The sequence below is a fragment of the Nostoc sp. genome (assembly GCF_036916975.1).
In the GTDB taxonomy this organism is placed as follows: domain Bacteria; phylum Cyanobacteriota; class Cyanobacteriia; order Cyanobacteriales; family Nostocaceae; genus Nostoc.
The window spans coordinates 33,910-56,432 of record NZ_JBALFF010000069.1 but is presented as its reverse complement, the minus strand read 5'-3'; the positions used below and the strand labels follow the sequence as shown (position 1 = coordinate 56,432).

The window sequence follows — 22,523 nt, the reverse complement described above, 5'->3', positions numbered from 1 at the left end:
AGTATCTCTTATTTTTGACACATCTATCTATGGTTAGAAAAACTCAACGTCTTTTGCTGCTAGTTGTTTGCTGTAGTATAACTGGTGTAATTTTAGGAGGTACTGCTGCTTGGGCAGAAAGTAGTCTCTGCTTGGAAGACAGTAAGCTTACAAGTGATTGTCTAACCCAAAATCCGATCCAAAAAACTATCCAAGGAATGAGTACCGGATTGTTAGCTGGGGCTGGGGCTGCTTTCGGTGCAGCATGGCAGTTACGGCATGAAGATTGAACAAGAGGCAAGGGAGCAGGGGAGAAGGAACAGAAAGGGGATTCGACCCAATCAATTCGAGAACCACTTAACTCTTATTGGGGGACGTAAGAACATGTTCCGCCCTTCATTCCACCGCAGGAGTCAGGGGTCATTTCCCCCGCTCCCGTTTATTATCAATTGCATTGTTGATGGCTTATAGAGAATAATCAGAGATAAAGCAGCTTTGGCCTCTTCATGCGAGATAATAAATATAAGATATGGCGATCGCAATCGATTTTGGTACTAGCAACACAGTCATTGCTCGTTGGAACCCTGTAACCCAACAGCCAGAAACCCTGAATCTACCAGGTTTATCAATTAAACAAAGTCTCAATCCGCCACTGATTCCCAGCTTGGTTTATGTCGAAGACGCAAGACAAAATCAAGTCTTAGTCGGACAAAAAGTCCGCGATCGCGGTCTTGACCTCAAGGGCGACACTAGATTTTTCCGCAGCTTCAAACGCGGTATTGGTGCAAATATCCAAGGTTTCTTACCCGAATTAGATGGGCAACTTGTCACCTTTGAGCAAGTAGGGCAATGGTTCCTCACCAAAGTAATTGAAGAACTAGCACCCCTGCAAGGTGGGTTAGATTCTCTAGTTTTAACCGTACCCGTAGACAGTTTTGAAGCTTATCGTCACTGGTTGGGGACAGTTTGTCAAGCCCTCCCCGTCGAGCAAGTGCGGATGTTGGATGAACCCACAGCCGCCGCTTTGGGTTATGGCTTGGCAGATCAAGAAATTCTTTTGGTGATTGACTTTGGCGGCGGCACTTTGGATTTATCCCTTGTCCGGTTGGATCGAGGCGTGCAAGCAACCACAAAACCGCTCGGATTTATCCTCAAATGGGGTAATAAATCTCTGGCTGAAGATTCAAAACAAAAAGTTAAAACAGCCCGTGTATTGGCGAAAGCTGGGCAAAATTTGGGCGGTACCGATATTGATAATTGGTTGGTAGATTACTTTGCCAAAACTCAAGAACTGGCGATAAGTCCGTTGACAACAAGATTGGCAGAACGGGTAAAAATTCAGCTATCAACTCAAAACCAAGCTAGTGAAGTTTATTTTGACGATGAGACATTTGAAAGCTATGAACTGGAATTAAACCGCGATACTTTTGAAAATATCCTCAAAGAACACGCGTTTTTTGAATTACTAGATGAGTCGATGACGACGCTGTTGCAGCAAGCAAGACGCCAAGGAATAGAACTTCCAGATATTAATGCAGTTTTGTTAGTTGGTGGGACAGTACAATTACCAGCTGTGCAGACATGGATAAAACAGTATTTTGAGCCAGAAAAAATCCGTTGCGAACGTCCCTTTGAAGCGATCGCTCAAGGTGCATTACAGTTAGCACAAGGTGTGAAAATCAAAGACTTTCTCTACCATAGTTATGGTATCCGCTACTGGGATCGTCGCAATCAGCGTCACAAATGGCATTCTTTAATTAAAGCTGGACAGGCATACCCGATGAGTCAACCAGTGGAATTAGTCTTAGGCGCTTCTGTAGAAAATCAGCCCAGCATTGAACTAATTATGGGAGAATTGGGAGCAGATACGGGTAGTACTGAAGTTTATTTTGATGGCGATCGCTTGATTACACGCCGGATGGACAATAGTGAAACCAGTGTAAAACCCCTCAACGATCAAGAAGGCGCGAGGACAATTGCCCAACTGACACCAGCCGGATATCCTGGAAGCGATCGCATAAAAATTCTCTTTCAAGTTGATGAGCAACGCTTTTTGCGAATCACCGTTGAAGACTTATTAACGAATGACACGCTGTTGGAAAATCAACTTGTGGCACAGTTGAGTTAGGGACTGACAAATAAAAAAATACTCAAAAAACTCTCTCCTCCTTATTCCTCTGTGTTCTCTGTGTCCTCTGTGGTTCGTTAAAAAAATTGAATTTACAAAGGATTTTAGCCTTAACTGAACCGTATTGGAGTAAAATACGCTTTATACCTGGGTCAGGGACGCGAGCTTGTGTACCTCATTTTCCTTGAAATCTGCTGTAAGTTATTTCTAACCACCCATTTTTAACCATCCAAAAACTTGATTGACGGTTAGTGCAAGTTGAATTTCTGGTAATACAGGCAAAAAATCTTCTCCCTGGAGCAACTCTGGTTGTTGTCCCAGACGGAAAACCAAAATTGAGCGATCGGTTGGATCAATTAACCATCCTAGTCCGCAACCATGCTGTAAGCAGTAAAGAATGTTGCCAATTACTCGGTTTGAACTCTGTTCTGGAGAGAGGATTTTAATTGTCCAATCTGGCCACAGCAAAAAATCGTTAGGAACTTCCCCATCAGCATCAAATGGAATTCGTGACCAGTTAAAAACTGCTACATCAGGCACAATTGAGCGGATACCAAAGCTACAGCGCAACTCTGGGAATGCATAAGCAATTTTTTGGCTTTCTGCTACTTCGTTAATGCTATTGCAGAGTCTTAGCTGCAAACGACTATGCTTCCCTTTCGGCATTGGCTTAGGAATAATCTCACCATTAATATATTCATTCGTAGGCTTTGTTTCTGGGAGCTTCAGAAACTCCTCCAGGGTAAGTAGTTGAGAAGTTGAGTAGCTCATCGCTCCTAAATCCCTCGAAGATGTGTTTTTAGTCTAGCAGTATGTATAGACAGGTGCTTAACTCCGTGAACGCAACCGTCCATACATCAAAGGCACAATTACAACTCTTACAAAACTTACGCTTTCAAGGCACTGAAAGCCTTGATTTCTCGTAGAGGCAATTCATGAATTGCCCCTACATTTCGTACTTGATGCGTAAGTCCTATCTTAATTACTAATTACGTAAAGCAAATAGGCAACGCTTGGCTTAACGCAGAGCGTGCCAGAGCCTTAATTACGAATTACGAATTACGAATTATTTCCGCACCACTACCAAAGTTCCCGTTGAAGCCCAGTTGTAAAGATTGCGAGCTTGCTTAACAGGTAAATTTACGCAACCGTGGCTGACTGGAGTTCCAAAACGGTTATGCCAGTAAGCACCGTGAATGGCATAGCCTTTGTAGAAATACATTGTGTAAGGAACATCAGGAATATTGTAATCCCTGCCTCGCATCCGGTGAGTGCGATACTTAGAATCAATCCGAAATCTACCTATGGGTGTGGGGGTCGATCGCTTGCCTCCAGAAATGCGGTATGAATAAACAAGCCTTTTACCTTCCCATGCACGTAAGCGTTGCTCTGACAAGTCAATTTCAATCCAGCGAGGTTGGGATCTTTGCCTGATATTAGATGCAGTGATGCTGTTTTCATCCACTGACGCGGCTGTTGCTGTAGTAAAGTTGGGTGTACCTGCTAAAGGTGATGACCAAGAAAATAGAGTTGCCACCATCAGCGCCACGCCTGTACAAAAAGTTCCTGAAGAACGAATTCTACCACTGCGAATCCAAGATTGCATTATGCCTCACCTTTTAAACTACGCAAAAATTATCAAGTGAAGTAATTTTCTGGAAAACTACAAATTTCCAGATAGACTACTCGCTTCCTGTTGAGGATTTACGCAATTCATCCGCTAACAATACTACGTAGGTTAAGAAAATTTGTAGGTTGGGTTGAACTTAAGTGTTACCCAACAAACCCCTAAAAATGCTGGATTTTGTTCCTCAAACCAACCTACATTCGAGTTATTTTTTAGGCAAAACCTACGCAGTATTGCATCCGCTAAGGCTTTTTAAAACAAGTCTTAAGCTAATCTGCATTAAATTTGCACATTTGTCATTTGTCCTTAACTAAATGATGAGTTCTAAATAAGTGGGTCAAATTAAATATAAAACCTCACCCTGCCTCCGGCTTCCCTCTCCGATGTTTTGGAGAGGGATTGAGGGTGAGGTTTGATCTTATATTTAATTATGCCTACCTACTTAACTAATGACCGATGACCAATGACCAATTAGAAAGGACACCTTCAGAAAAAATCTGTCATTGAAATGCCTAAATACAAACTTTCCCCAAATTTATATTTGCATTTTTAATTTCACACAGTAATTGTCAGGATTCACGCTTATTATTTTGGGCAAATCGTTAGATGCCCTCTTCTCTATTTTATTTCAAATACAGTAATTCCGACTCCGAATATTCGCAGCATAAAATATTGCTGGGAATCACTCAATTGTCTTGATTTCTTGTTATTAATGATTTTCGGTTATTGGGTCAGCCAGTATATCTGGAAATAAATCGACGACAATTCAAATCTAAAATATTTCAGAAGGCAGAAGGCAGAAGGGAACCCACGTTTTTAAACGTGGGATCAACTATAGCCCAATCCAGATAACACAAATACTCATAGGTACACGGTAATGCCGTGTCCCTAGCCGAGAATCGCTATAAATTTTCTCAGCCGCCAACATGAACGCCAGGACGCATGTGGGGATTCTTTTCAGCCCGACGGAGTACTTCACGGGTGACTACAGCAATATCACCTTCCCCAAACAAGATAAAACGCAGTAAATATTGTATGGGGTTGCCCTCAACCCAGCCGAAGTAAGCATGGGGAATCTTACCTGTTTGGTCACGAATATATAGTAGTAAAGCTGCGATCGCATTAGGTACTGCTGCACTCTCAGCCCGGAGGATGCGGTAATCACCAACTTGTACCCCTCTTACTTTGATCACATCCGCAAATTCTGAAGCATCTGATACCCGAATCTCTAGAAAAAGAATTGGATCGTTGGGTGGAATATGGTTGTCCTCGCGTACTTCTTGCTCTTTGAGAGAATACTCTAGGACATCACCCGTATTCAACCTATTAGCAATTAGCCGTATTGCTCCCTGGCTCTCTTCGGCAAGGAATTGGCTAGCAAGTTCGTCAACTTCGATCCGTTCTGTTCGCAGTTCAGTTGAACGCCAAACACGAGAAACCAGCGAGGTAAAAATGATCGCACTGATGAAAAAACCAGCGATTCTAATGCCTTCTGGTCTTTCGATGATATTAACAACAGTGGTATATAAAAATAACAGTGTGATAATGGCAAATACCAGTCTTGCCCGCTTCTGTCTGTGACGGTGGGCTGATAAGGTTACGGCAAAGGCGGCTGAGGTAATTAACACAAGCACACCAGTTGCATAAGCCCCACCTTGGGCTTCTACATTTGCTCTGAAGATAATTGTGACAACAAAGGCGATCGCTGTGTAGACTAACACTAAAGGTCGCGTTGCTCTTGCCCAATTGGGTGCCATGCCATAGCGTGGTAGGTAGCGAGGCACAATATTCAGCAACCCTGCCATTGCAGATGCACCTGCAAACCACAAAATAGAAATAGTACTTAAATCGTAAATTGTGCCAATGCCATCGCCTAGATACAGATGTGCCAGGTAAGCTAGGGCGCGTCCATTAGCTTTGCCCCCAGATACAAATTCTGCGGCTGGAATCAATAAAGTGGTGATAAAGCTGGTGGTAAGCAAAAAGAAGCTCATAATCAGAGCAGCACTGGTGAGCAGCTTGCGTGTATTCCGAATCCGCCCTTTGGGGTGGTCGGGAGTGTTATTGTTGCTACCTTTGACCAGGGGCATAACGGTTACGCCAGTCTCAAACCCTGATAATCCCAGGGCTAGCTTAGGGAATATCAAAAGAGCTATGCCAAGTAATATTAAAGGGTTGGAATGGCGGGCAAAAAGTGCAGTCTGCCAGTTAGCGATCGCTTCGGGGTGAGTTAAAATCTGATACAGCCCAAGGCTTACAATAATTAAGTTTAACAGCAGATAAACTCCCACTAAAAAGACTGCAATACCAATCGCTTCTCGGAAACCTCTCAAGAAAACTGCGCCTAGTAATGCAACTAATATCAGGGTAATTGCGATCGTCTGATTGTGAAGCCAATGTGGGATTAGCGGATTTTCGATAATATGGGCTGTGGCATCAGCAGCTGACAAGGTAATGGTAATAATAAAGTCAGTTGCCACAAAGCCGAGTAAGCATAGCACAAGTAGTTTGCCTTGCCACCAGGGGAGTAAACGCTCTAACATTGCGATCGACCCTTCACCATGAGGGCTTTCGGCAGCAATGCGCCGATAAATTGGCAATGCTCCAAAGAGTGTCAGCAAAACTAGAATTAGGGTAGCTACAGGAGAAAGAGCGCCAGCAGCCAATGCTGCAATCCCAGGTTGATAGCCAAGGGTCGAGAAATAATCTACACCAGTTAAGCACATCACCTGCCACCAAGGATGCTGCCGATGTGGTTCTTCTTTCCGGTAAGGCCCTTCTTTCTCTCCTCGATCTTCTTCAAGCAACCAGTGGATTAACTGGCTACCGAGCCGGTTTGTTGAAACAATTGATTTAGCCATCAAATACGGTTGTGTTGCAATCGGCTTTGTGATTTTTAGCCTTTGTGGTTTATTAAAATTTTCAACTACAAAGATATAGCAATATTATTGTATGTTTTGCATCTTGTCCGAAAGGCAAAATATATCGTAGCTGTTGGCAGTAGTCTGGCCTATCAAGATAAATTGCAGCTTCTAGTATATAAAAAAATTCCGTAGCCGTATATTTTGGGATTAAAGCTTTTGCACCTTCAAGGTTAAAATCTCTAGCAGATGAGTAGGTAGATTGGTATGAGTGAAACTACAGAAACGATTTTCAGCAAAATCATTCGTCGGGAAATTCCCGTTGATATTGTTTATGAGGATAATTTAGCCTTGGCATTCAAGGACATCCACCCGCAAGCGCCAATTCACATCCTCGTCATTCCCAAAAAACCCATTCCCACACTAGCTGATGCTGAACCTCAGGATCATGCTTTGTTGGGGCATCTTTTGTTAACCGTCAAACGTGTTGCAAAAGAAGCTGGACTGGAAAACGGTTATCGAGTTGTGATCAACACTGGTGATGATGGTGGCCAGACAGTCGGCCACTTACATCTGCATATTTTAGGAGGACGGCAATTGAACTGGCCGCCTGGTTGATAAAACCATAAAACCAGATGAATTGTGTCTCTAGACGCGATTCATCACTAAATCAAAAACGCTTCCTTCCAAAATTTTCTAGGAATGTCATCATAGTTATGGTAAAAACATTCTGGAGATAAAACAACGGTTTACGCACGCCCTTTAGCACGGTTAATTGAGCAATTGCAACGCCTACCGGGAGTTGGCCCCAAATCTGCCCAACGACTGGCTTTGCATATTTTGAAGCGACCAGAAGCAGAAGTAGAAGCTTTGGCACAAGCGCTGATTGAAGCAAAAAAACAGATAGGCTTGTGTTCTGTTTGCTTTCACCTATCTGCTGAACCTGTTTGTGAAATCTGCCGCAATGCCAATCGTGACAACAAAACTATTTGTGTTGTAGCAGATCCCCGCGATGTGATTGCGCTGGAAAAAACCCGCGAGTACAAAGGCAAATATCACGTTTTAGGTGGGGTGATTTCGCCAATTGATGGAATTGGCCCAGAACAATTGACTATAGTGGCTTTGCAGCGCCGGGTGAGTCAGCAAAAACCTCAAGAAGTAATTCTGGCAATTAGTCCAAGTGTAGAAGGGGAGACAACAACACTGTATATCGGTCAGCTACTGAAACCATTTACCAAGGTGACGCGGATTGCCTTTGGTTTGCCTGTAGGTGGTGATTTGGAGTATGCCGACGAAGTGACTCTGGCAAGGGCATTGGAAGGACGTAGGGAGTTAGATTAGGCTTAATTAAAATTTATAAACCAATCAATACGCTTGGGTTAAACAAAGCGCAACGCAACCTATTGGTCTATCGTATTAATATTTAATGAGTTTGTAGTAAGCACTTCAGTGCTTAAAAATCCAGGACTAAAGTCCTTACTACAAACTTTTTCACCCCTCATAACTAATGGGCCCTTCTAACAAGCGGTAAGTTTTGTGGCGGGGTCTAAATGGGTGAACGAAAAAAAGCGTGGGGAAGAGAAAAATAGTTAGCGGAGATTGTACGCTAACTAAGCTCTGACTAATATAGATGTTAACTCTTATGGGGTATCCGTCGAGATACGTGCAAATTGGGACACGTTGTAAAGTTTTGTAAAGTAAATTGTCAAAAACCTTGATTTACCGTCGTTTCAGCCTCAACCGAAACTTGACTATTCAGATGAAGACATTCCCTAAATGGGTCATTTATGGGCAAGTGTAAGGGACAAAAAGAGATGAAAGCTTGGTTTTACCGTGCAAAAGTTTGATTCGCCCTATATCATCTTTGGGCAAATTAGTAAATTAACAAGGGATTGTTTGAAATATTTATTTACAACGTGTCTCTTTTTGCAGGTATCTCGGCGGACACCCTTCTTCGCACTCAGCTTTGAAATAAGCCCAAAATTCCGTTTTAGGTTGCGATGGATCTGGTGTACCCTCGGACACTTTCATCCCAAATGCCTTGGGTAGGTGGTGAAGAAAGGTGAAGTGAGACTGAATTCGTTCCCGCGCTCCGTTGACTGTGGGTGTCCAACTACGCTCCCTGAAGTTGTCAGGCAAGACTGTTTTGAGGTGGCTAATAAATTTACTCATCCCCAAAGGCGAATAACCATGCTCCTCTAACTTCCGGATAAATTCTGGTGTTGACATTTGCCCCAAAATTTCTTTGATAAGCTATTCCACATTTAAGTTGCAATAGTAATATTGCCCTTATTCTTAACTTTTCTTCCCAATTTAATAATTAACTCTCCTTGATTTAACAGCTTATCAAGTAAGTTTTTGAGTTCATCGACTGATTTAAATAACCTGCCTGCTATATATTCTTTAGCTGAATGCCATACCAATTTGAATAAATTCATGTCTGGGCTATATGCCGGCAGAAAATCTAGTTTAATGTTTGGTAACTCTTTCTCAATCGCCTCTATAATTACTTTCTTTTTATGGCAACTAGCATTGTCCATAATAATTAAAATTAATGGGACATTCTCCGAAAAATTAGATTCTATATTTCCTGCTAAAACCCATTCTTTTTTCACAAATTCATTTAAATTTTTTAACTGCTCATAAAAAATTTCACCATTCCCTTTCTCAATGAAATAACACATTCTTTTGCTGTCGTGAAATCTTACTCCTCCCATTATATTTATACGCCCGCGACTCCTCTGACCTGTTACTTTTTTACTCGAACCTTTTTTGCTCCAATTTTTACGTCTAATTACCCTGAGACTAAAACCACTCTCATCCCAAAACCAGACTTGCAACATGAGGGACAAGACTTTGAAGCTTCTAGATATCCAAGCAGTTTTTCTTTAAAGACCTCTCTTTTTATCGGATCTTGCTTATCCTCTAGACTATATTTTGCCCTGCATGTTAGCATACTTTTTTTGCTTTAATATTCTCCTGACTTGTTCTCCACTTAACTTAATACCTGTTTTTTCTTCTAAATATGTAGCTAATCTTGCTGTTGTCCATCGTCCAAATTCATAGCCTAATTCACTTGGCTCTTTGTCAATCACTCCCATTAATAACTCAATATATTCATTTGTCGCTTTCTGGTGATTTCCTTTTCTTCTATCATCTTTTAGAGTTTCTAAATTGTCTGGATCACCGTGAACACACCAATATGCTACACTCCTATATGAACAGCCTAAAAATTCACTTATCTCCTGATAAGTTTTTCCATCATTCATCAGAAGTAACATCAATATTCTCTGTGTCAATTCATAGCGATCGCTATCTTTTAAAGCTTTTTGTAAATTGTCTTTTTGAGATTGAGCTAGAAACCCTTTGGCAGGCATAATAATGCTGAATGTACGGATATATCTAGTTTACTATTTATGCAATTGAAATGTGGAACAGCTTAAGAGTAAAAACTGCATGGGTATTGGGATGGGAACGTTTTCAATACCGTAGCCCCTTTGGAGTCATGAGCAAAGATACAGAATCCGTTGAGTTGGTTGTAGTCCAAAAATTAGAAAATGCCCTCAGTGCCAAAATTGAGGCATACTTTCCTGGCTCCATTGACTCTCCTCCCGACGTGCTTGAGGAGTTGCTTCGCTCAAAAAACAGTGAGGGAACCCGTAGAGGATACCGCCGAGACATTACGGATTTCTTTGTTCGCATGACTGGGCAACCACCACAACGCGATTCTATCTTGGAATTTTTGCATCTATCAGGTCACAAAGCTACCCAGGTAGTGACTAAATCAGGACTTACGCAAAAACTCTCTCAAACTCTTATTCCTCTGTGTTCTCTGCGTCCTCTGCGGTTCGTTTTTTGGTCATTTTGCGTAAGTCCTATAAATATAGAGCCATACTCAATGAAGCTGGGTTATCACCTAACACGATTAACCGCCGACTGGCTGCAATTAAATCTCTGATTACTTATGGGCGAAAGCTGGGTGTGTGCAACTATGCTGTGGATGTAGACAGTATCCCAGTGCAGCTCTACCGCGACACTAGCGGTGTCACCGAGCCGGAATTTTTGAGCGTGATCCGGCAGTGCGATCGCTCCTTCTTGGTAGGGAAGCGGGACTATGCTTTGTTGCTGCTACTGTGGGGCAATGCTTTGAGGAGAAATGAGATTAGCACCTTAGATATAAGACATTTTGACACATCTAGAGGGACGCTATCAATTTTGGGTAAGGGCAAGCAAGTACGAGTGAGAGTCAATCTGCCAAAAGTCACGGTCATTGCGATTACTGACTGGCTGATTGCCCGTGGTGGTTCCCAGCGCGGTCTTGTTGGTTCCCAGCAAAGAGCGACTGCTCATAAGTGAGCGTTAGCGACTTATGAGCGTCACCCGAAGGGTGATATGTCTTTGTCCCGCCCATTGTTTACCTCGGTGGACTTCCAAAATTCTGGTCACAGGTTAACTGGGGATGGCATTTATAAAATAGTCAAACGGTTGTTTAAACGGGCTGGTGTTGAAAAACACATGAGTCCGCACCGTTGCCGCCATAGTGGTATTACAGCTGTACTTGAAAAGACTGATGGCAATGTGGGGAAAGCCCAGAAACTCAGTAGACACGCTAAATTAAATACGCTCCAGATTTACGATGATAACCGCAATCGCGATCAACTGGAGATGTCTGAGCGCATATTCTTGGGGATGGGAAAAGGTTTCGGACTATGCTGATATTCGAGGCTTTGTAGTCCTACATTAAGCTACTTAGCACTACAAAAACATCTGGCAAGGAGCAACCAGCACCAATTAGCGATCGCTGCAAAATTTCCTGCATCTACTCTAACTCCAGATAAAATACAGTATAAAATGCAGTAACAATTTGCAGTAATATTTTCCCGATTGGGAAATTAGCATTTATTTTATGGGGTGATACAACCTATCTTTTGCATTCCATTCCCCTACTATGCCCCTTGGGTCACGATTACGAGTCCAACTGATAAATTCTTTATCACTCTTATTTTCTCGCTCAGTTGCGAGGCTCGACGGTGTTAAACCTAGTCGCGGTGCTAGGTTTTGGGCAGGTAATGCAAGGAGTTCAACTTGGGGCTGTTGGTATGGGTGCGCTTGTTTTCGAGGTCTAGCTTGACTGTTGTATCGAGTTGATGAAATAGCCCGTTCGATGAGTTCTAGTTTTTTGATCATTACGTCGAGCTTGGTTTCCAACTTTTTCTCCAGCTGCAAAACCGATTTGCTGCTAGGCGTAACATCGATATCAATATTGCTATCAAACCTAGAGAGCAATTCCTCTAAGCCTTGCAGCAAGGCAATTGTATGTCCCTATTTAGATGAGAAAGCCAAGGAACTCAATGCTGATTTTGAAGTAAATGAGGATGGTAATGTTTTGTATCGGTTCTCTTTGTAAGACTAATTTGAGCGAATCTTTCTCGCCTACCCCCTGCCCCCTGCTCAAGAGCCTATAAAGGTCAAACTCATATCCGCGTAAAACAATTGGAGAATGGGAGAAAATGATTTATAAAACAACCATCGAAAAGTAAAGACTATGCCAGACTTCAGTAGTGAACCGATACCTGAATTAAAAAATCCGAAAGATTTCTTTCATTCTGGTGACTTGACCTTAAGAATCGAAGGAGAAGTAGTACCTGTAGTAGATGTCCATCTGGGACAACAGCAATCGATTTACTTTGAGCATCATATTTTACTGTGGAAACATCCGAATGTTCGCCTTGGTATCAAAGGTTTAAAAGGGGCAGCCAAGCGTTTCTTTGCCGGACTGCAAATTTTTATCAGTGAAGCACATGGCCCAGGGAATATTGCTTTCTCTCGTGAGGCTCCAGGACAGATTGTGGTGCTGCAATTAGAGCGTGGACAGACAGTGGACGTGCGCGAACATCAGTTTTTACTCGCTACGAGTAATATTGAGTACAGTTTCTTTTTTCAGCGAGGGCTGGCAAACCTCTTTTTTAGTCGCAGTGGCGGCTTATTTATTGACCGCTTCATTGGTCAGCAACAGGGAGGGCTGCTTTTAATCCACGGTTACGGTAATGTCTTTGAAAAGTATCTTGCTCCTGGGGAAGTACTCGATGTTGAGCCAGGAGCATGGTTATGGAAAGACTCATCAGTGAAGATGGAGACAGTAACGGCGCTGCAATCTAGTGGCGGCATCTTCGGAGCAATTGGAGTAATGCTTGGCGGTATTTCATTTACTCTCAACCGTTTTATTGGCCCTGGTCGTTTGGGGTTACAGTCTATGACTTACCACCCACCAGCACCAGAGGGCGCAGCCCAAGTCGGTGGCAGCAGTAATTTGAGTTAAAGTGGCAGAGAATTGCGCGGGTGCATTGCGATCGCACTGGTGGATTTTCATAGTGCCAGTGTACTGCCACAAAACAGCGATGCCTGCGGCGGTAAACTACGCTCCTCAAGTGTGCAACTTTGACTCTAAGAATTTTATGGAGGGCGATCGCCTACGGTGGGCGGTTACGCCATCGCTTGGGTTGAAAACGGCTCATCAATTTCTTAGCGCGTAACTTTCGGTATCACTGCTCATTTCACCCCCCAAGCTGCATACGCCTACCAGGCAAACCCTATGCTTTAGTGTCCGTTGCAGTTAATCTTGATTGGACACACTAATTCACGCTTGGAGAATTGAATGCGCTTTGGTTTTTTTACTTTATGTGTTCTGGCACTAGCGACAACTTCTGGACACGCCGCTCAGTCTCCCAAGATCCCAGCATTGGTGATGACCAGCCCGGATTCAGCTGAAGCCAACTACGAAGATAAATGCAGCAACGGCGGCAACCTTGACCAGTTTAATCGCAATCAGTATCTTTTACTTATGCTTGCTGATAAAAAATCAAAGCTTTCTCAACTGAAAGTAGCTCTCCTCAATGAAATTAAACAAAGTGGTGATGAGCCACGAGGCGAGGGTGTCCATATTGGTGAATGGAATCAAACCTTTCATGACCGAAGTGGTTGTAGCACAAGCACTAACAGTTACTCAGCATTTGTTGTCACCGTGACTGGTGGAAATGCAAACCATACGGTCGTGAAATACCTGGTCACGATTGATGACGACGATACCTCCGGTAAAAGAACCCTCAAGATCCGCGACATCCGCCCAATTAACCTACTATTTGATAACTGAAAGCCCAATAGGGTTCAGTTAGCACCAAAAACCTTCTCTACCAGAGAAACGAGCGTCATTACGAATTACGAATTACGTACAGCCCAAAGGGCCATGAAAACAGCGTAGCGGTAGCGACGTAGGAGCGTCATTACGAATTATTCTAATTCGGTTTACCTGTAATCGTGAATGCTGCCCAGTAGTAAGGATGATTATAAAGATTTTTATCTGATGCCATTTTACTATTTCTATATAGTTGTGTGGCTAAATAAGTTTGAATTCGTAATTCTTCAGAATGCAGATTATTCAAGACATCTTCATACCATTTTGTTAGTTCTCCAGCAGTTAGTTCTTTCAGCCATCGGGTTGCTTCAGCTAAGGCTGTAACTGCTGATTTATTGGGCTGTAATCGTCGGTAAAACTCTATCATTACCAAGGCACTAGCTGAAGATTCTACACTCCACAGAGTACTCACTACATGAGGAACGCCTTGACTCACCAAACCAGTCACTAAACTCACATATTCGCTGCTGATAGTGTGGTTGCTAGTAGTTAAATTTTCACAAGCAGAGAGGGTAATAAGATTGTAACTTGCTAGATTGTGTTGAGAGATTTCATCGAGAGTAAGTTTGTCTTCACGGGCTAATAGTAATTCTGATTTTTTGGGTTCAGCCAAATTATTAATGACATGACCTGTAAAATGAAAGATGTTATAATTATCAAATAAGGCGTTTTCAATAATATTTTTCGTAGCTTGTGAACCTTGAATTTGCTGGGTATTATTGAACATCTGGCTAATAACTTCAGATTCAAGTTTGGCAAATTTAAGTGTGGGAGAACCTGTATTTTCGGGATGTTCAACACTAAGTAACAATTTATTTTGCCACTGCCAGATATCTTCAGTTCTTATTGACAAACCTATTTGGGCGCTAGGTAGATAGGTAACGCTGAAATTTGACTCGACATTCGGCAATGCTTCCGACGATGGCGAAGAAAAATGGAAAAGTGTATGAATGGGCAATCTGTACAAGTCACGGTGAGGAATTAAAACTAGTTGGGTTATGCCTTCGAGTTCTTGTGCAATTGTCGGAATATTTAGAATTTCATACAGATGCAACAGCTTTTCTTCCATATCAACCCGCCAAGAATGCTGGCTTTTACTTTCTTTGTCTTGGGCTGTGCTGCGATATTCTTGGTATTGTTGATGCCAATCTTCTAGCCAAGTTTCAAATTCAATTAAGCGTTGTACTGCTTCGGGTAGAGGTAATTCATTTAGACGGATAGCGTCTTCTCCTAAAGGTATTGCCCCAGTATCTTGCATGGGTGTAAATAGGAGGATGGGTGATGGCGCTTGGTCTTTGAGAATAAATGTGTGTAGGGCGACTGGACTAATATGCCAGTAAATAATTGCTGTTGTAGGATTGAATAGTTGTTGAATTGCGCCATGATGGGGCGAGTAAATATTATCATTCCAGCCATAAAGCAGCCAGTTTAAACAAGCATTTTTGCCTTGTTCGGCAATTTCCCAGGCTTCAACTAAATCACCGGACTCTACGGCTAAGTCAACTGCCAATTGGTCAAAGCCTGCAAATTTCAGGGCTAACTGTTTTTTACTTTCGTCTGAGCGAGTTTCTTCACTCAATAATTGTCGCAATAAATCTGTACCGCGTTGCAGCAATTCTTGAACTTGTGTTGTTTGTCCCAAACCCATTAAAACTTTGCTTAGAGATTGTAAAACCTCTAGGTGCATCTGGGGAAAATATTCTAGTGTCAGGGTTAACAGCGCTTGATGGTACTCAGATGCGGCTTTGCGCCAATAATCGCGGGGATTAGTATTTTTTTTGCCTTGATCGTAGTAAGTATTAGCGATCGCAAAATGCAATTTACCCCAACCTTCTGGATGGGTATCTGTCCGCAGATGTTTTAACCCTTCCTCGTAGCTGGCTAATTTCCCTTCGTAGCCGCCCTGTTGTAAGGCGGGATTTATCGCTGTGATACTACTCGACATTAGCAATCTGTCAGAGTTCACTAAATGACCGATCGCAGTTCCTCGACCTATCCAAGCTTCCCAATAATCTTGTTTAATTTGCAAAGCGTTGTCATAACAGCCGATCGCTTCGACAAATTGTTCTAAATAAAACAATGCTACTGCCTGATTATACCAAGCTAAGTGAAAGTCGGGTTTAATGGCGATCGTTTGTTGATAGGAGGCGATCGCTTCTTGTCTCCGTCCTAAGTTGTCTAACGCTATACCCCGGTTGTACCAAGCTAAGTAGAAGTCGGATTGAACTGACAGTGCTTTATCCCAGGAGGCGATCGCTTCTGACCATCTTCCTAAATTAAATAGTACTACACCCCGGTCTATCCAAACTTCGTGATACTCTGGGTTAATTTCTAGCGCTTTGTCGTAAGATATAATCGCTTCTGTAAATTGTTCGCCGACAGCTAGAGCTATGCCACGGTGATACCAGTTTTCTTGGTCTTCTGGTTCCAAATGTAGCGCTTGGTCATAGCTAGAAATAGCTTCGGGTAGCCAACCTAATTTCAGCAGTGCCAAACCCTTGCTAGACCATGCTTCTTGGTAGTCTGGTTTGATTTCTATGGCTTTGTCAAAAGAAGCGATCGCTTCTTCAAAATATCCTAATTCTCCGAGAGTTCCACCCCGATTGTACCAAGCTTTGTAGAAGTCGGGTTTTAGTTGTGTGGCGGTTTCGTAAGATGCGATCGCTTCATCAAAACGTTCTAAATGGAACAGCGTCAAGCCTCGGTTAAACCAATACTCTGAGAACTCTGCTTGAAGTTCAATGGCTTTGTCATAAGATGCGATCGCGCCTAACAAATTGCCTGTTTTCGCTTGGCTTAGACCTTGATAAAACCACGCTTGAGCCTGGGTAACAGGATCATCACCATGTCGCTCAATTATACCAGGAGAATTGCTGCTTTGAACTGCTAAATTAGAAGCAAGTTGCTGGACTAAATTGGTACTTTGATCCAATCTCACCCACAACTCATCTAATGTATTAGCCACATTTGGCTCTAAATTGGTCAAAGTGTTATCCCAGGTTTCCACTGAGGGAGAAGTTGTTAATTCATTTCTTTGTCTAGTAGAAAGGAGATTTGCTGCTGTTCTACTTTGAACAACTTCATCATCATCGAACCTGAGTTGTGCTAATGAGGTGATTGAATCTTCTGCGGCAGGGAGAGGGAAATTTTCGGGTATTGTGGTTTGGGCTTCTTCCCTTTGATCATCTAATACCAGTTCCTCTAAATTCGCGGTGAATGTTTCCTCCCTAGAGGTGTTTTCAGGCGCTGACGTTATTGGTGCAACATCTGGCTCATCATACTCCCATAATTGCTCACCTAAACTGCGGATTAACTCTTGCCCAGGCGAAGTTGGGATAATTTCTTCATCGGTTGTGATTTCTACCACATTTGGTTCATCATACTCCCATAACTGCTCCCCTAAATTGCGGATCAGTTCAAGCCCTGGAGTAGTTTCTATTACATCTGGTTGATCATACTCCCATAACTGCTCGCCTAAATTGCCGATCAGTTCTTCCCCAGGAGTGATTTCTAAATCCTCTTCTGGATAATTCTCCTCATAGTCTATCTGTGAAGGTGAGTTTTGCATCAATCGGATGCCAATGTCATAAGCAACATCTCCAATTCTGCCAACACCAAGTTCCCCTAATTGCACCATCTTTGTTGCTAAAAGCGGATTTGGTGCCGATGAAGCTAGCAAGCTTTCGCCAAACATCACCAACCAGTCTATCCAGCGTTCAGCCGGAATGCGATTTTCTACTCGTTGCAGATACCTCAATGCCCACTGTCGTCCTCGTGCTTGATGCACGCCTTCTAACAATTGGATAAACAATTGTTCCAGATCCGCATTGGTTAGTTCTGGTAGTATATCCACCAGATTGTGTTCTCTTGCCCCCTTGAGAGAACTAGCCTGCTTACTTTCAATGAGGCGCTTTATAAACCTTCTAAGCGACTGCGATATCCGCCTGAGCATCTGCCACACTATTGGATTTTCTTTTTCTAGATTGTAGCCATCGTTGTGTTAAAAAAATCATCAATTTCGTAAAAATCCATTAGATCAAGACAGGGCTTCCGTCGCACGTTAGCAAAAAATATACAAAACTTCAAGAGTAGAGTATTACAACGTTACAATTCCTAGATTCGACTCTTGATGCCAAGTGGTTAATTTTCTGTTTGCTCTGTAGTCGATTGACCGGCAGGATATAATTGATTGATTAATGCCTGGACAAGCAATTCTGGATCATCTGTCTCAACGGCAAGCTGTTGAGCAATTTGCTGGCGTAAGTTTTCATCTTGCTGCAACATCACAAGCAACTCTTCTAGGGTGACAGTTTGGTATTCTCCCTCTGGGGGGTTCTCTGGGGTATCTATTGACTCTGACTCTGATATGGGGACGGTTGGCTCAGATGGTATCGTGGTAAAAGCATCTGGCCCTTCATATTCCCAAATTGGTTCGCCTTGATTGCGTGTCAACAACTGCATCCCGATAGTATAGGCAACATCTCCGATTTCTCCGATGCTCAACTCACCCAATTGGACTAACCGTGCAGCTATTTCATTATTGGGTGTAGGTGATGCTAGCAATCTGTCGCCAAAGCGCCTTAACCACTCAACCCAGTCTTCAGTTGAAATGCGATGTTCAACATTATGCAGCCACTTTTGCGCCCACACTTCCCCTCGTGCTTGATGTACTCCTTGCAAAAGTTCGTTGAAGAGAAATTCCAGATCGGTATCGGTTAGGGGTGGCGCTGGTTCTTTTGGCACATTTCCTCTAGATTTTGAGGCAGTCTGTTTTCCACCGAACAAGCTCTGAAAAAGCTTTTTGAGCCATTGAAATAGCCGCTTGAGCATCTGCTGCACCATCGAGTTTTGCTTTATCCTAAGATTGTAGCGATCGCACTGGACTATGACGCTAGTTCAGTCATTAAAATTCTTTTGTCATTTGTCATTTGTCATTTGTCATTTCCCTCACTCCCTCGCTCCCTCACTCCCTCATCCCCACTCCCCACTCGCAAGATAGAACAAATGTACTAAATGGTATGCTATAATTCCAATACTTTGATATTGAAATCATAGTAGAGGATAAGCTTTGGTTACTTGCTTTCTTTGATGCCAAAATTCACGGCATTAGGAATCGCGCAAGGGCTATGGCAATATGTACAAACCAAGCAGGTACAAGAGTCTAAAATAATTGAATCCTAAACTCGACTCAGTGCTACTAATTAACTTTGAAAGGCATTGAAGTCTATATTTCCATGTCTTACGAACCCCTGCATCACAAATATCGCCCCAAAAGTTTTGCTGAACTGGTGGGCCAAGAGGCGATCGCTACCACCCTCACGAATGCGATCGGCACATCCAAAATCGCCCCCGCCTATTTATTCACTGGGCCAAGAGGTACGGGGAAAACTTCTAGTGCGCGGATTCTGGCTAAATCTCTCAATTGTCTCAAAAGTGACTTGCCCACTGCTGAACCCTGTGGCGTGTGTGAAGTTTGTCAAGGAATCACCAAGGGCTACGCCTTAGACATAATTGAAATCGATGCCGCCAGTAACACTGGTGTTGATAATATCCGCGAGTTGATTGAAAAAGCCCAGTTTGCTCCTGTGCAGTGTCGCTACAAGGTTTATGTAATCGATGAATGCTTAACTGGAGATTCTCTGGTCTTGACTGATGAGGGACTTCAAAGAATCGATGACCCCAAAATCAAAGATAAGAGGGTTCTGAGTTACAACGACTCATCTCTTAAGTGGGAATTCAAGAAAGTTGTCAACTGGTTAGACCAAGGAGAACGGCAAACCTTGGTTATCAAAACAACTCAGCGAGAAATTAGATGTACGGGTAATCATTTAATTAGGACAAACCAGGGATGGCTACAAGCATTGGACGTAAAAGAAGGAATGAAGATACTATCCCCTGTGAATGTGGATGCGGCATCCTCATTTACAAATTTGGTATCGATGGACGCACCCGGAGATTTGCTAGCGGACACCAGTTTAAAGGCAATACATCTGGGCAAAAATCATCCGACCTGGAATCTATCCTTAAACAAGCCGAGTTATTGCGACCTTTCTGTGCTTGCGGGTGTGAAGAAAAGCTTGATATCCCAACGTTTTTACAAAAAAAAGGCCGAGGGATCATCAGCATCCAGTCTCGCTGGAAAAAACATCCATATAAAAAAGGACACGGAATTTGGGAACTTAGAACAGAAAAGTTCCTTGCCAATGCGGCAGTTATCCAGCCAAATGCACTTGGGCTTATCTACGGAACCTTACTTGGAGATTGCTCTATCAGTTATCCCAATAAATACAGTAGATTCCCCAGATTGTGTTGGACACACTCAGAAAAGCAGCAAGAATGGTTGGAATACAAAGCCTATCGCCTTGAAGAATTGCGTCCAAAACTGCGAACTACAGTTAACAAAGGATACGGAAACATATCAGTTATCTGTAACACAGGTTGTCATCCCCAACTCAAAGATGTCTTTGACATCGTTAAACCGAATAGGGATAAAAAACTCGTCTCTATGGACTGGCTTAATCGAATTACCCCAGAAGGACTTGCTTGGTGGTTTTGCGATGATGGCTCACTTGCCATCAGTCCCGAAGGAAGTCCACAAATTCAGCTACATACAGAAGGATTCTCTGCCGCAGAAAACCAACTCATTGCTACTTGGCTTACAGCAATGGGATACTCAGCAACAACAAAATTTTACACCAGAAGTAGTAACGGCAAGACATACTACTATATACGGTTGGGAGCAAGCACCAGTAGAAAATGGCTGGCAGACCTTAAACAATATTCCATCCCCTCAATGGATTACAAGTTTGGAGACAGTCGAATCTGTTCACCTCGCTGGGGTTGAGCGAGTTTATGACATTGAAGTGGCAGATAATCATAACTTTGTGGCAAATATGCTCTTGGTACACAATTGCCACATGCTTAGTACCCAGGCATTCAATGCGCTATTAAAGACGTTAGAAGAACCACCGAGACACGTAGTTTTTGTGTTGGCGACAACAGACCCACAACGGGTTTTACCAACGATTATTTCGCGCTGTCAAAGGTTTGATTTTAGACGTATTCATTTAGAGGCGATGGTAAAGCATTTAAGTGCGATCGCATCTAAAGAAAATATTCATATTTCGCCCGACGCTGTAACCCTGGTAGGCCAACTTGCTCAGGGAGGATTACGAGATGCTGAAAGTCTACTCGATCAATTGGGTTTATTAGCGGGTGAAGTGACACCGGATAGAGTTTGGGATTTGGTGGGGACAGTAAGCGAACAAGACTTGCTGGGGCTGTTAAATGCGATCGCTCAAGATAAACCCGAAGCAGTTCTAGACTGTATTCACTACATTCTAGATCGTGGTCGAGAACCGCTAACTCTTCTGCAAAATCTCGCCGCCTTCTACCGCGATTTACTCATTGCTAAAACTGCACCCAATCGCCACGATTTGGTTGCTTGTACTCAGCAAACCTGGGCAGCCTTGGTTGAGTTTGCTCAATACTTCGATATGAGCGTGATTTTGGCAGGACAAAAACATTTGCGAGAAGCTGAAGTGCAAATTAAAAATACCACCCAGCCGCGTTTGTGGTTGGAAGTAACATTACTAGGATTGTTACCCAGTGCGACGATTATTCAGCCACAATCCCCAAGTGTCACGCCGCGAGTTAACACCCCTGCTATATCTCCAAGCTATCCTCTAGCAGTTGCCCAAAATCACCCAGTCTCTTCTTTACCTGTAGCTGAACCGCAAACAAATCATAATTCTGCAAACCATCATGTAGCGCCTACCCAAAATCAGCCTGTAATTTCATCTCCCCCAGTAGAAGGGGAAACAAATCATAATTCTGGTGCTAACTCAGTTTCACCACCAACCCCAGAACCAGTATCAGTTCCCGTACCACCTGCGAACGTTGAACCAGTAACTTCAGAAGTTGTTGATGAAGCAGAATATGACTTAACTCAGGTTTGGCAACAAGTGCGTGCTAATTTTCCCATGCCTTCTAGGCAAGCTTTACTGGGGCAAATGTGCCAGCTAATAGAGTTTAACGGTACTGTAGCGCGTATTGCCGTTAAAGGGGCTAAATGGTATGAAACACTTAAATCTGATCTTCCAATGATGAAAGCAGCTTTCCAGCAGACTTTTCAATGTGAAGTTCAGGTAACTCTGGAACAAGTCAGTTCTGCAATTCCTACCTCAGCCAAAAAAAATCCACCCCCAAAAGACTCTACTCGCGTTCAGCAAGCACCGACAGCCAGTTATAACCAGCAAATTTCGTCTCCAGGTTTAGCACCACAGCCAACCACTCCACCATCAGCACTGACAGCAGCAAAAAATGGAAATGGCGTAAATGGAAATGGCGTAAATGGAAATGGCGTAAATAGAAATGGCGCAAATAGAAATGGCGTAAATGGAAATGGGGTGCAAGCTTTGCCTCCAAGTCCAAAACTAACACCCGCACCTGATTGGGAACCTGACGAAGTAGCGATCGCAGCTCAACGTTTTGCAGAATTTTTCAATGGACAAATTATCCGTTTTGCAGATGATTTCCCAGAATCCTCCGATTCCATAACTACACCTGAGTGGGTAGAAGAATCAGAACTTGATGATGAATAAAAAATTGGGCATTGCGAGAGAATTCCCAACTCCCAACTCCCAACTCCTAACTCCCAACTCCTAACTCCTAACTCCAAACTCCTAACTCCCAACTCCTAACTCCTAACTCCCAACTCCCAACTCCTAACTCCTA

The 22,523-nt window shown here is 43.0% G+C and carries 18 protein-coding genes and 1 pseudogene; 11 read left to right on the top strand and 8 right to left on the bottom strand.

Annotated elements, in window-relative coordinates; translation table 11 throughout:
- Positions 1-29: 29 nt before the first annotated feature.
- Both V7K73_RS17125 and V7K73_RS17120 read left to right on the top strand, forming a co-directional pair.
- A complete protein-coding gene (locus V7K73_RS17125; protein WP_334881795.1) occupies positions 30-269 on the top strand; it encodes a hypothetical protein in 240 nt (79 codons plus the stop codon).
- Between the two features lie 239 nt (positions 270-508).
- Positions 509-2,107, top strand: coding sequence for an Hsp70 family protein (locus V7K73_RS17120; protein WP_334881794.1), 1,599 nt, complete (start codon positions 509-511; stop codon positions 2,105-2,107).
- A gap of 207 nt (positions 2,108-2,314) precedes the next feature.
- On the opposite strand, the gene V7K73_RS17115 is transcribed toward V7K73_RS17120, so the two are convergent.
- The 3 genes from V7K73_RS17115 to V7K73_RS17105 all read right to left on the bottom strand — a co-directional run bounded on the left by V7K73_RS17115 (position 2,315) and on the right by V7K73_RS17105 (position 6,595).
- Entirely contained in the window at positions 2,315-2,878 is a 564-nt protein-coding gene (locus tag V7K73_RS17115) for a Uma2 family endonuclease (protein ID WP_334881793.1), read from the bottom strand.
- A 295-nt stretch (positions 2,879-3,173) separates the two neighbouring features.
- Positions 3,174-3,713: a L,D-transpeptidase gene (locus V7K73_RS17110; protein WP_334881792.1), complete on the bottom strand. Its 540-nt coding sequence runs from the start codon at positions 3,711-3,713 to the stop codon at positions 3,174-3,176.
- A 935-nt stretch (positions 3,714-4,648) separates the two neighbouring features.
- The gene (locus tag V7K73_RS17105) at positions 4,649-6,595 is read right to left on the bottom strand and encodes an amino acid transporter (protein WP_334881791.1); all 1,947 of its coding nucleotides are present in this window, start codon (positions 6,593-6,595) and stop codon (positions 4,649-4,651) included.
- Between the two features lie 267 nt (positions 6,596-6,862).
- Here V7K73_RS17105 and V7K73_RS17100 point away from each other — a divergent pair, with 267 nt between their 5' ends.
- Positions 6,863-7,213: a histidine triad nucleotide-binding protein gene (locus V7K73_RS17100; RefSeq protein WP_334881790.1), complete on the top strand. Its 351-nt coding sequence runs from the start codon at positions 6,863-6,865 to the stop codon at positions 7,211-7,213.
- 165 nt (positions 7,214-7,378) lie between these two features.
- Complete coding sequence (gene recR / locus V7K73_RS17095; protein ID WP_334881789.1) at positions 7,379-7,936, top strand: recombination mediator RecR; 558 nt, start codon at positions 7,379-7,381, stop codon at positions 7,934-7,936.
- 564 nt (positions 7,937-8,500) lie between these two features.
- Here the strand turns inward: recR and V7K73_RS17090 are convergent.
- Positions 8,501-8,824 carry a hypothetical protein gene (locus V7K73_RS17090; RefSeq protein ID WP_334881788.1) on the bottom strand — a complete coding sequence of 108 codons (324 nt, stop codon included), beginning with the start codon at positions 8,822-8,824 and terminating at the stop codon, positions 8,501-8,503.
- Between the two features lie 35 nt (positions 8,825-8,859).
- Positions 8,860-9,972 (bottom strand): annotated as a pseudogene (locus V7K73_RS17085) (IS630 family transposase).
- A gap of 50 nt (positions 9,973-10,022) precedes the next feature.
- Between V7K73_RS17085 and V7K73_RS17080 the strand changes: the two are divergent.
- From V7K73_RS17080 to V7K73_RS17070, 3 genes are read left to right on the top strand one after another with little or no spacing between them, the layout of a single operon-like run.
- Positions 10,023-10,553 (top strand): hypothetical protein, encoded by a 531-nt coding sequence (locus V7K73_RS17080; RefSeq protein ID WP_334881787.1) that lies wholly within the window; start codon positions 10,023-10,025, stop codon positions 10,551-10,553.
- Positions 10,451-10,951 carry a tyrosine-type recombinase/integrase gene (locus tag V7K73_RS17075; RefSeq protein WP_334881786.1) on the top strand — a complete coding sequence of 167 codons (501 nt, stop codon included), beginning with the start codon at positions 10,451-10,453 and terminating at the stop codon, positions 10,949-10,951. Before V7K73_RS17080 ends, V7K73_RS17075 begins: the two co-directional genes overlap by 103 nt.
- Before the next feature lie 36 nt (positions 10,952-10,987).
- Positions 10,988-11,311 carry a tyrosine-type recombinase/integrase gene (locus V7K73_RS17070; RefSeq protein ID WP_334881785.1) on the top strand — a complete coding sequence of 108 codons (324 nt, stop codon included), beginning with the start codon at positions 10,988-10,990 and terminating at the stop codon, positions 11,309-11,311.
- Positions 11,312-11,494: 183 nt separating this feature from the next.
- On the opposite strand, the gene V7K73_RS17065 is transcribed toward V7K73_RS17070, so the two are convergent.
- On the bottom strand, positions 11,495-11,902 hold the full coding sequence (locus V7K73_RS17065; RefSeq protein ID WP_334881784.1) for a hypothetical protein: 408 nt from the start codon (positions 11,900-11,902) through the stop codon (positions 11,495-11,497).
- A gap of 238 nt (positions 11,903-12,140) precedes the next feature.
- Between V7K73_RS17065 and V7K73_RS17060 the strand changes: the two genes are divergently transcribed.
- The 3 genes from V7K73_RS17060 to V7K73_RS17050 all read left to right on the top strand — a co-directional run bounded on the left by V7K73_RS17060 (position 12,141) and on the right by V7K73_RS17050 (position 13,745).
- Entirely contained in the window at positions 12,141-12,914 is a 774-nt protein-coding gene (locus V7K73_RS17060; RefSeq protein WP_334881783.1) for an AIM24 family protein, read from the top strand.
- A gap of 1 nt (position 12,915) precedes the next feature.
- A complete protein-coding gene (locus V7K73_RS17055; RefSeq protein WP_334881782.1) occupies positions 12,916-13,128 on the top strand; it encodes a hypothetical protein in 213 nt (70 codons plus the stop codon).
- A 122-nt stretch (positions 13,129-13,250) separates the two neighbouring features.
- Positions 13,251-13,745: a hypothetical protein gene (locus V7K73_RS17050; protein WP_334881781.1), complete on the top strand. Its 495-nt coding sequence runs from the start codon at positions 13,251-13,253 to the stop codon at positions 13,743-13,745.
- Between the two features lie 142 nt (positions 13,746-13,887).
- Here the strand turns inward: V7K73_RS17050 and V7K73_RS17045 are convergent, their stop codons facing one another.
- Together V7K73_RS17045 and V7K73_RS17040 are read right to left on the bottom strand one after the other, a co-directional pair.
- Positions 13,888-17,739 carry a CHAT domain-containing protein gene (locus V7K73_RS17045; protein ID WP_334881780.1) on the bottom strand — a complete coding sequence of 1,284 codons (3,852 nt, stop codon included), beginning with the start codon at positions 17,737-17,739 and terminating at the stop codon, positions 13,888-13,890.
- Positions 17,740-17,927: 188 nt separating this feature from the next.
- A complete protein-coding gene (locus V7K73_RS17040; RefSeq protein WP_334881906.1) occupies positions 17,928-18,617 on the bottom strand; it encodes a hypothetical protein in 690 nt (229 codons plus the stop codon).
- Positions 18,618-19,021: 404 nt separating this feature from the next.
- Here V7K73_RS17040 and dnaX point away from each other — a divergent pair, with 404 nt between their 5' ends.
- Entirely contained in the window at positions 19,022-22,390 is a 3,369-nt protein-coding gene (dnaX, locus tag V7K73_RS17035) for a DNA polymerase III subunit gamma/tau (RefSeq protein WP_334881779.1), read from the top strand.
- Positions 22,391-22,523 lie beyond the last annotated feature (133 nt).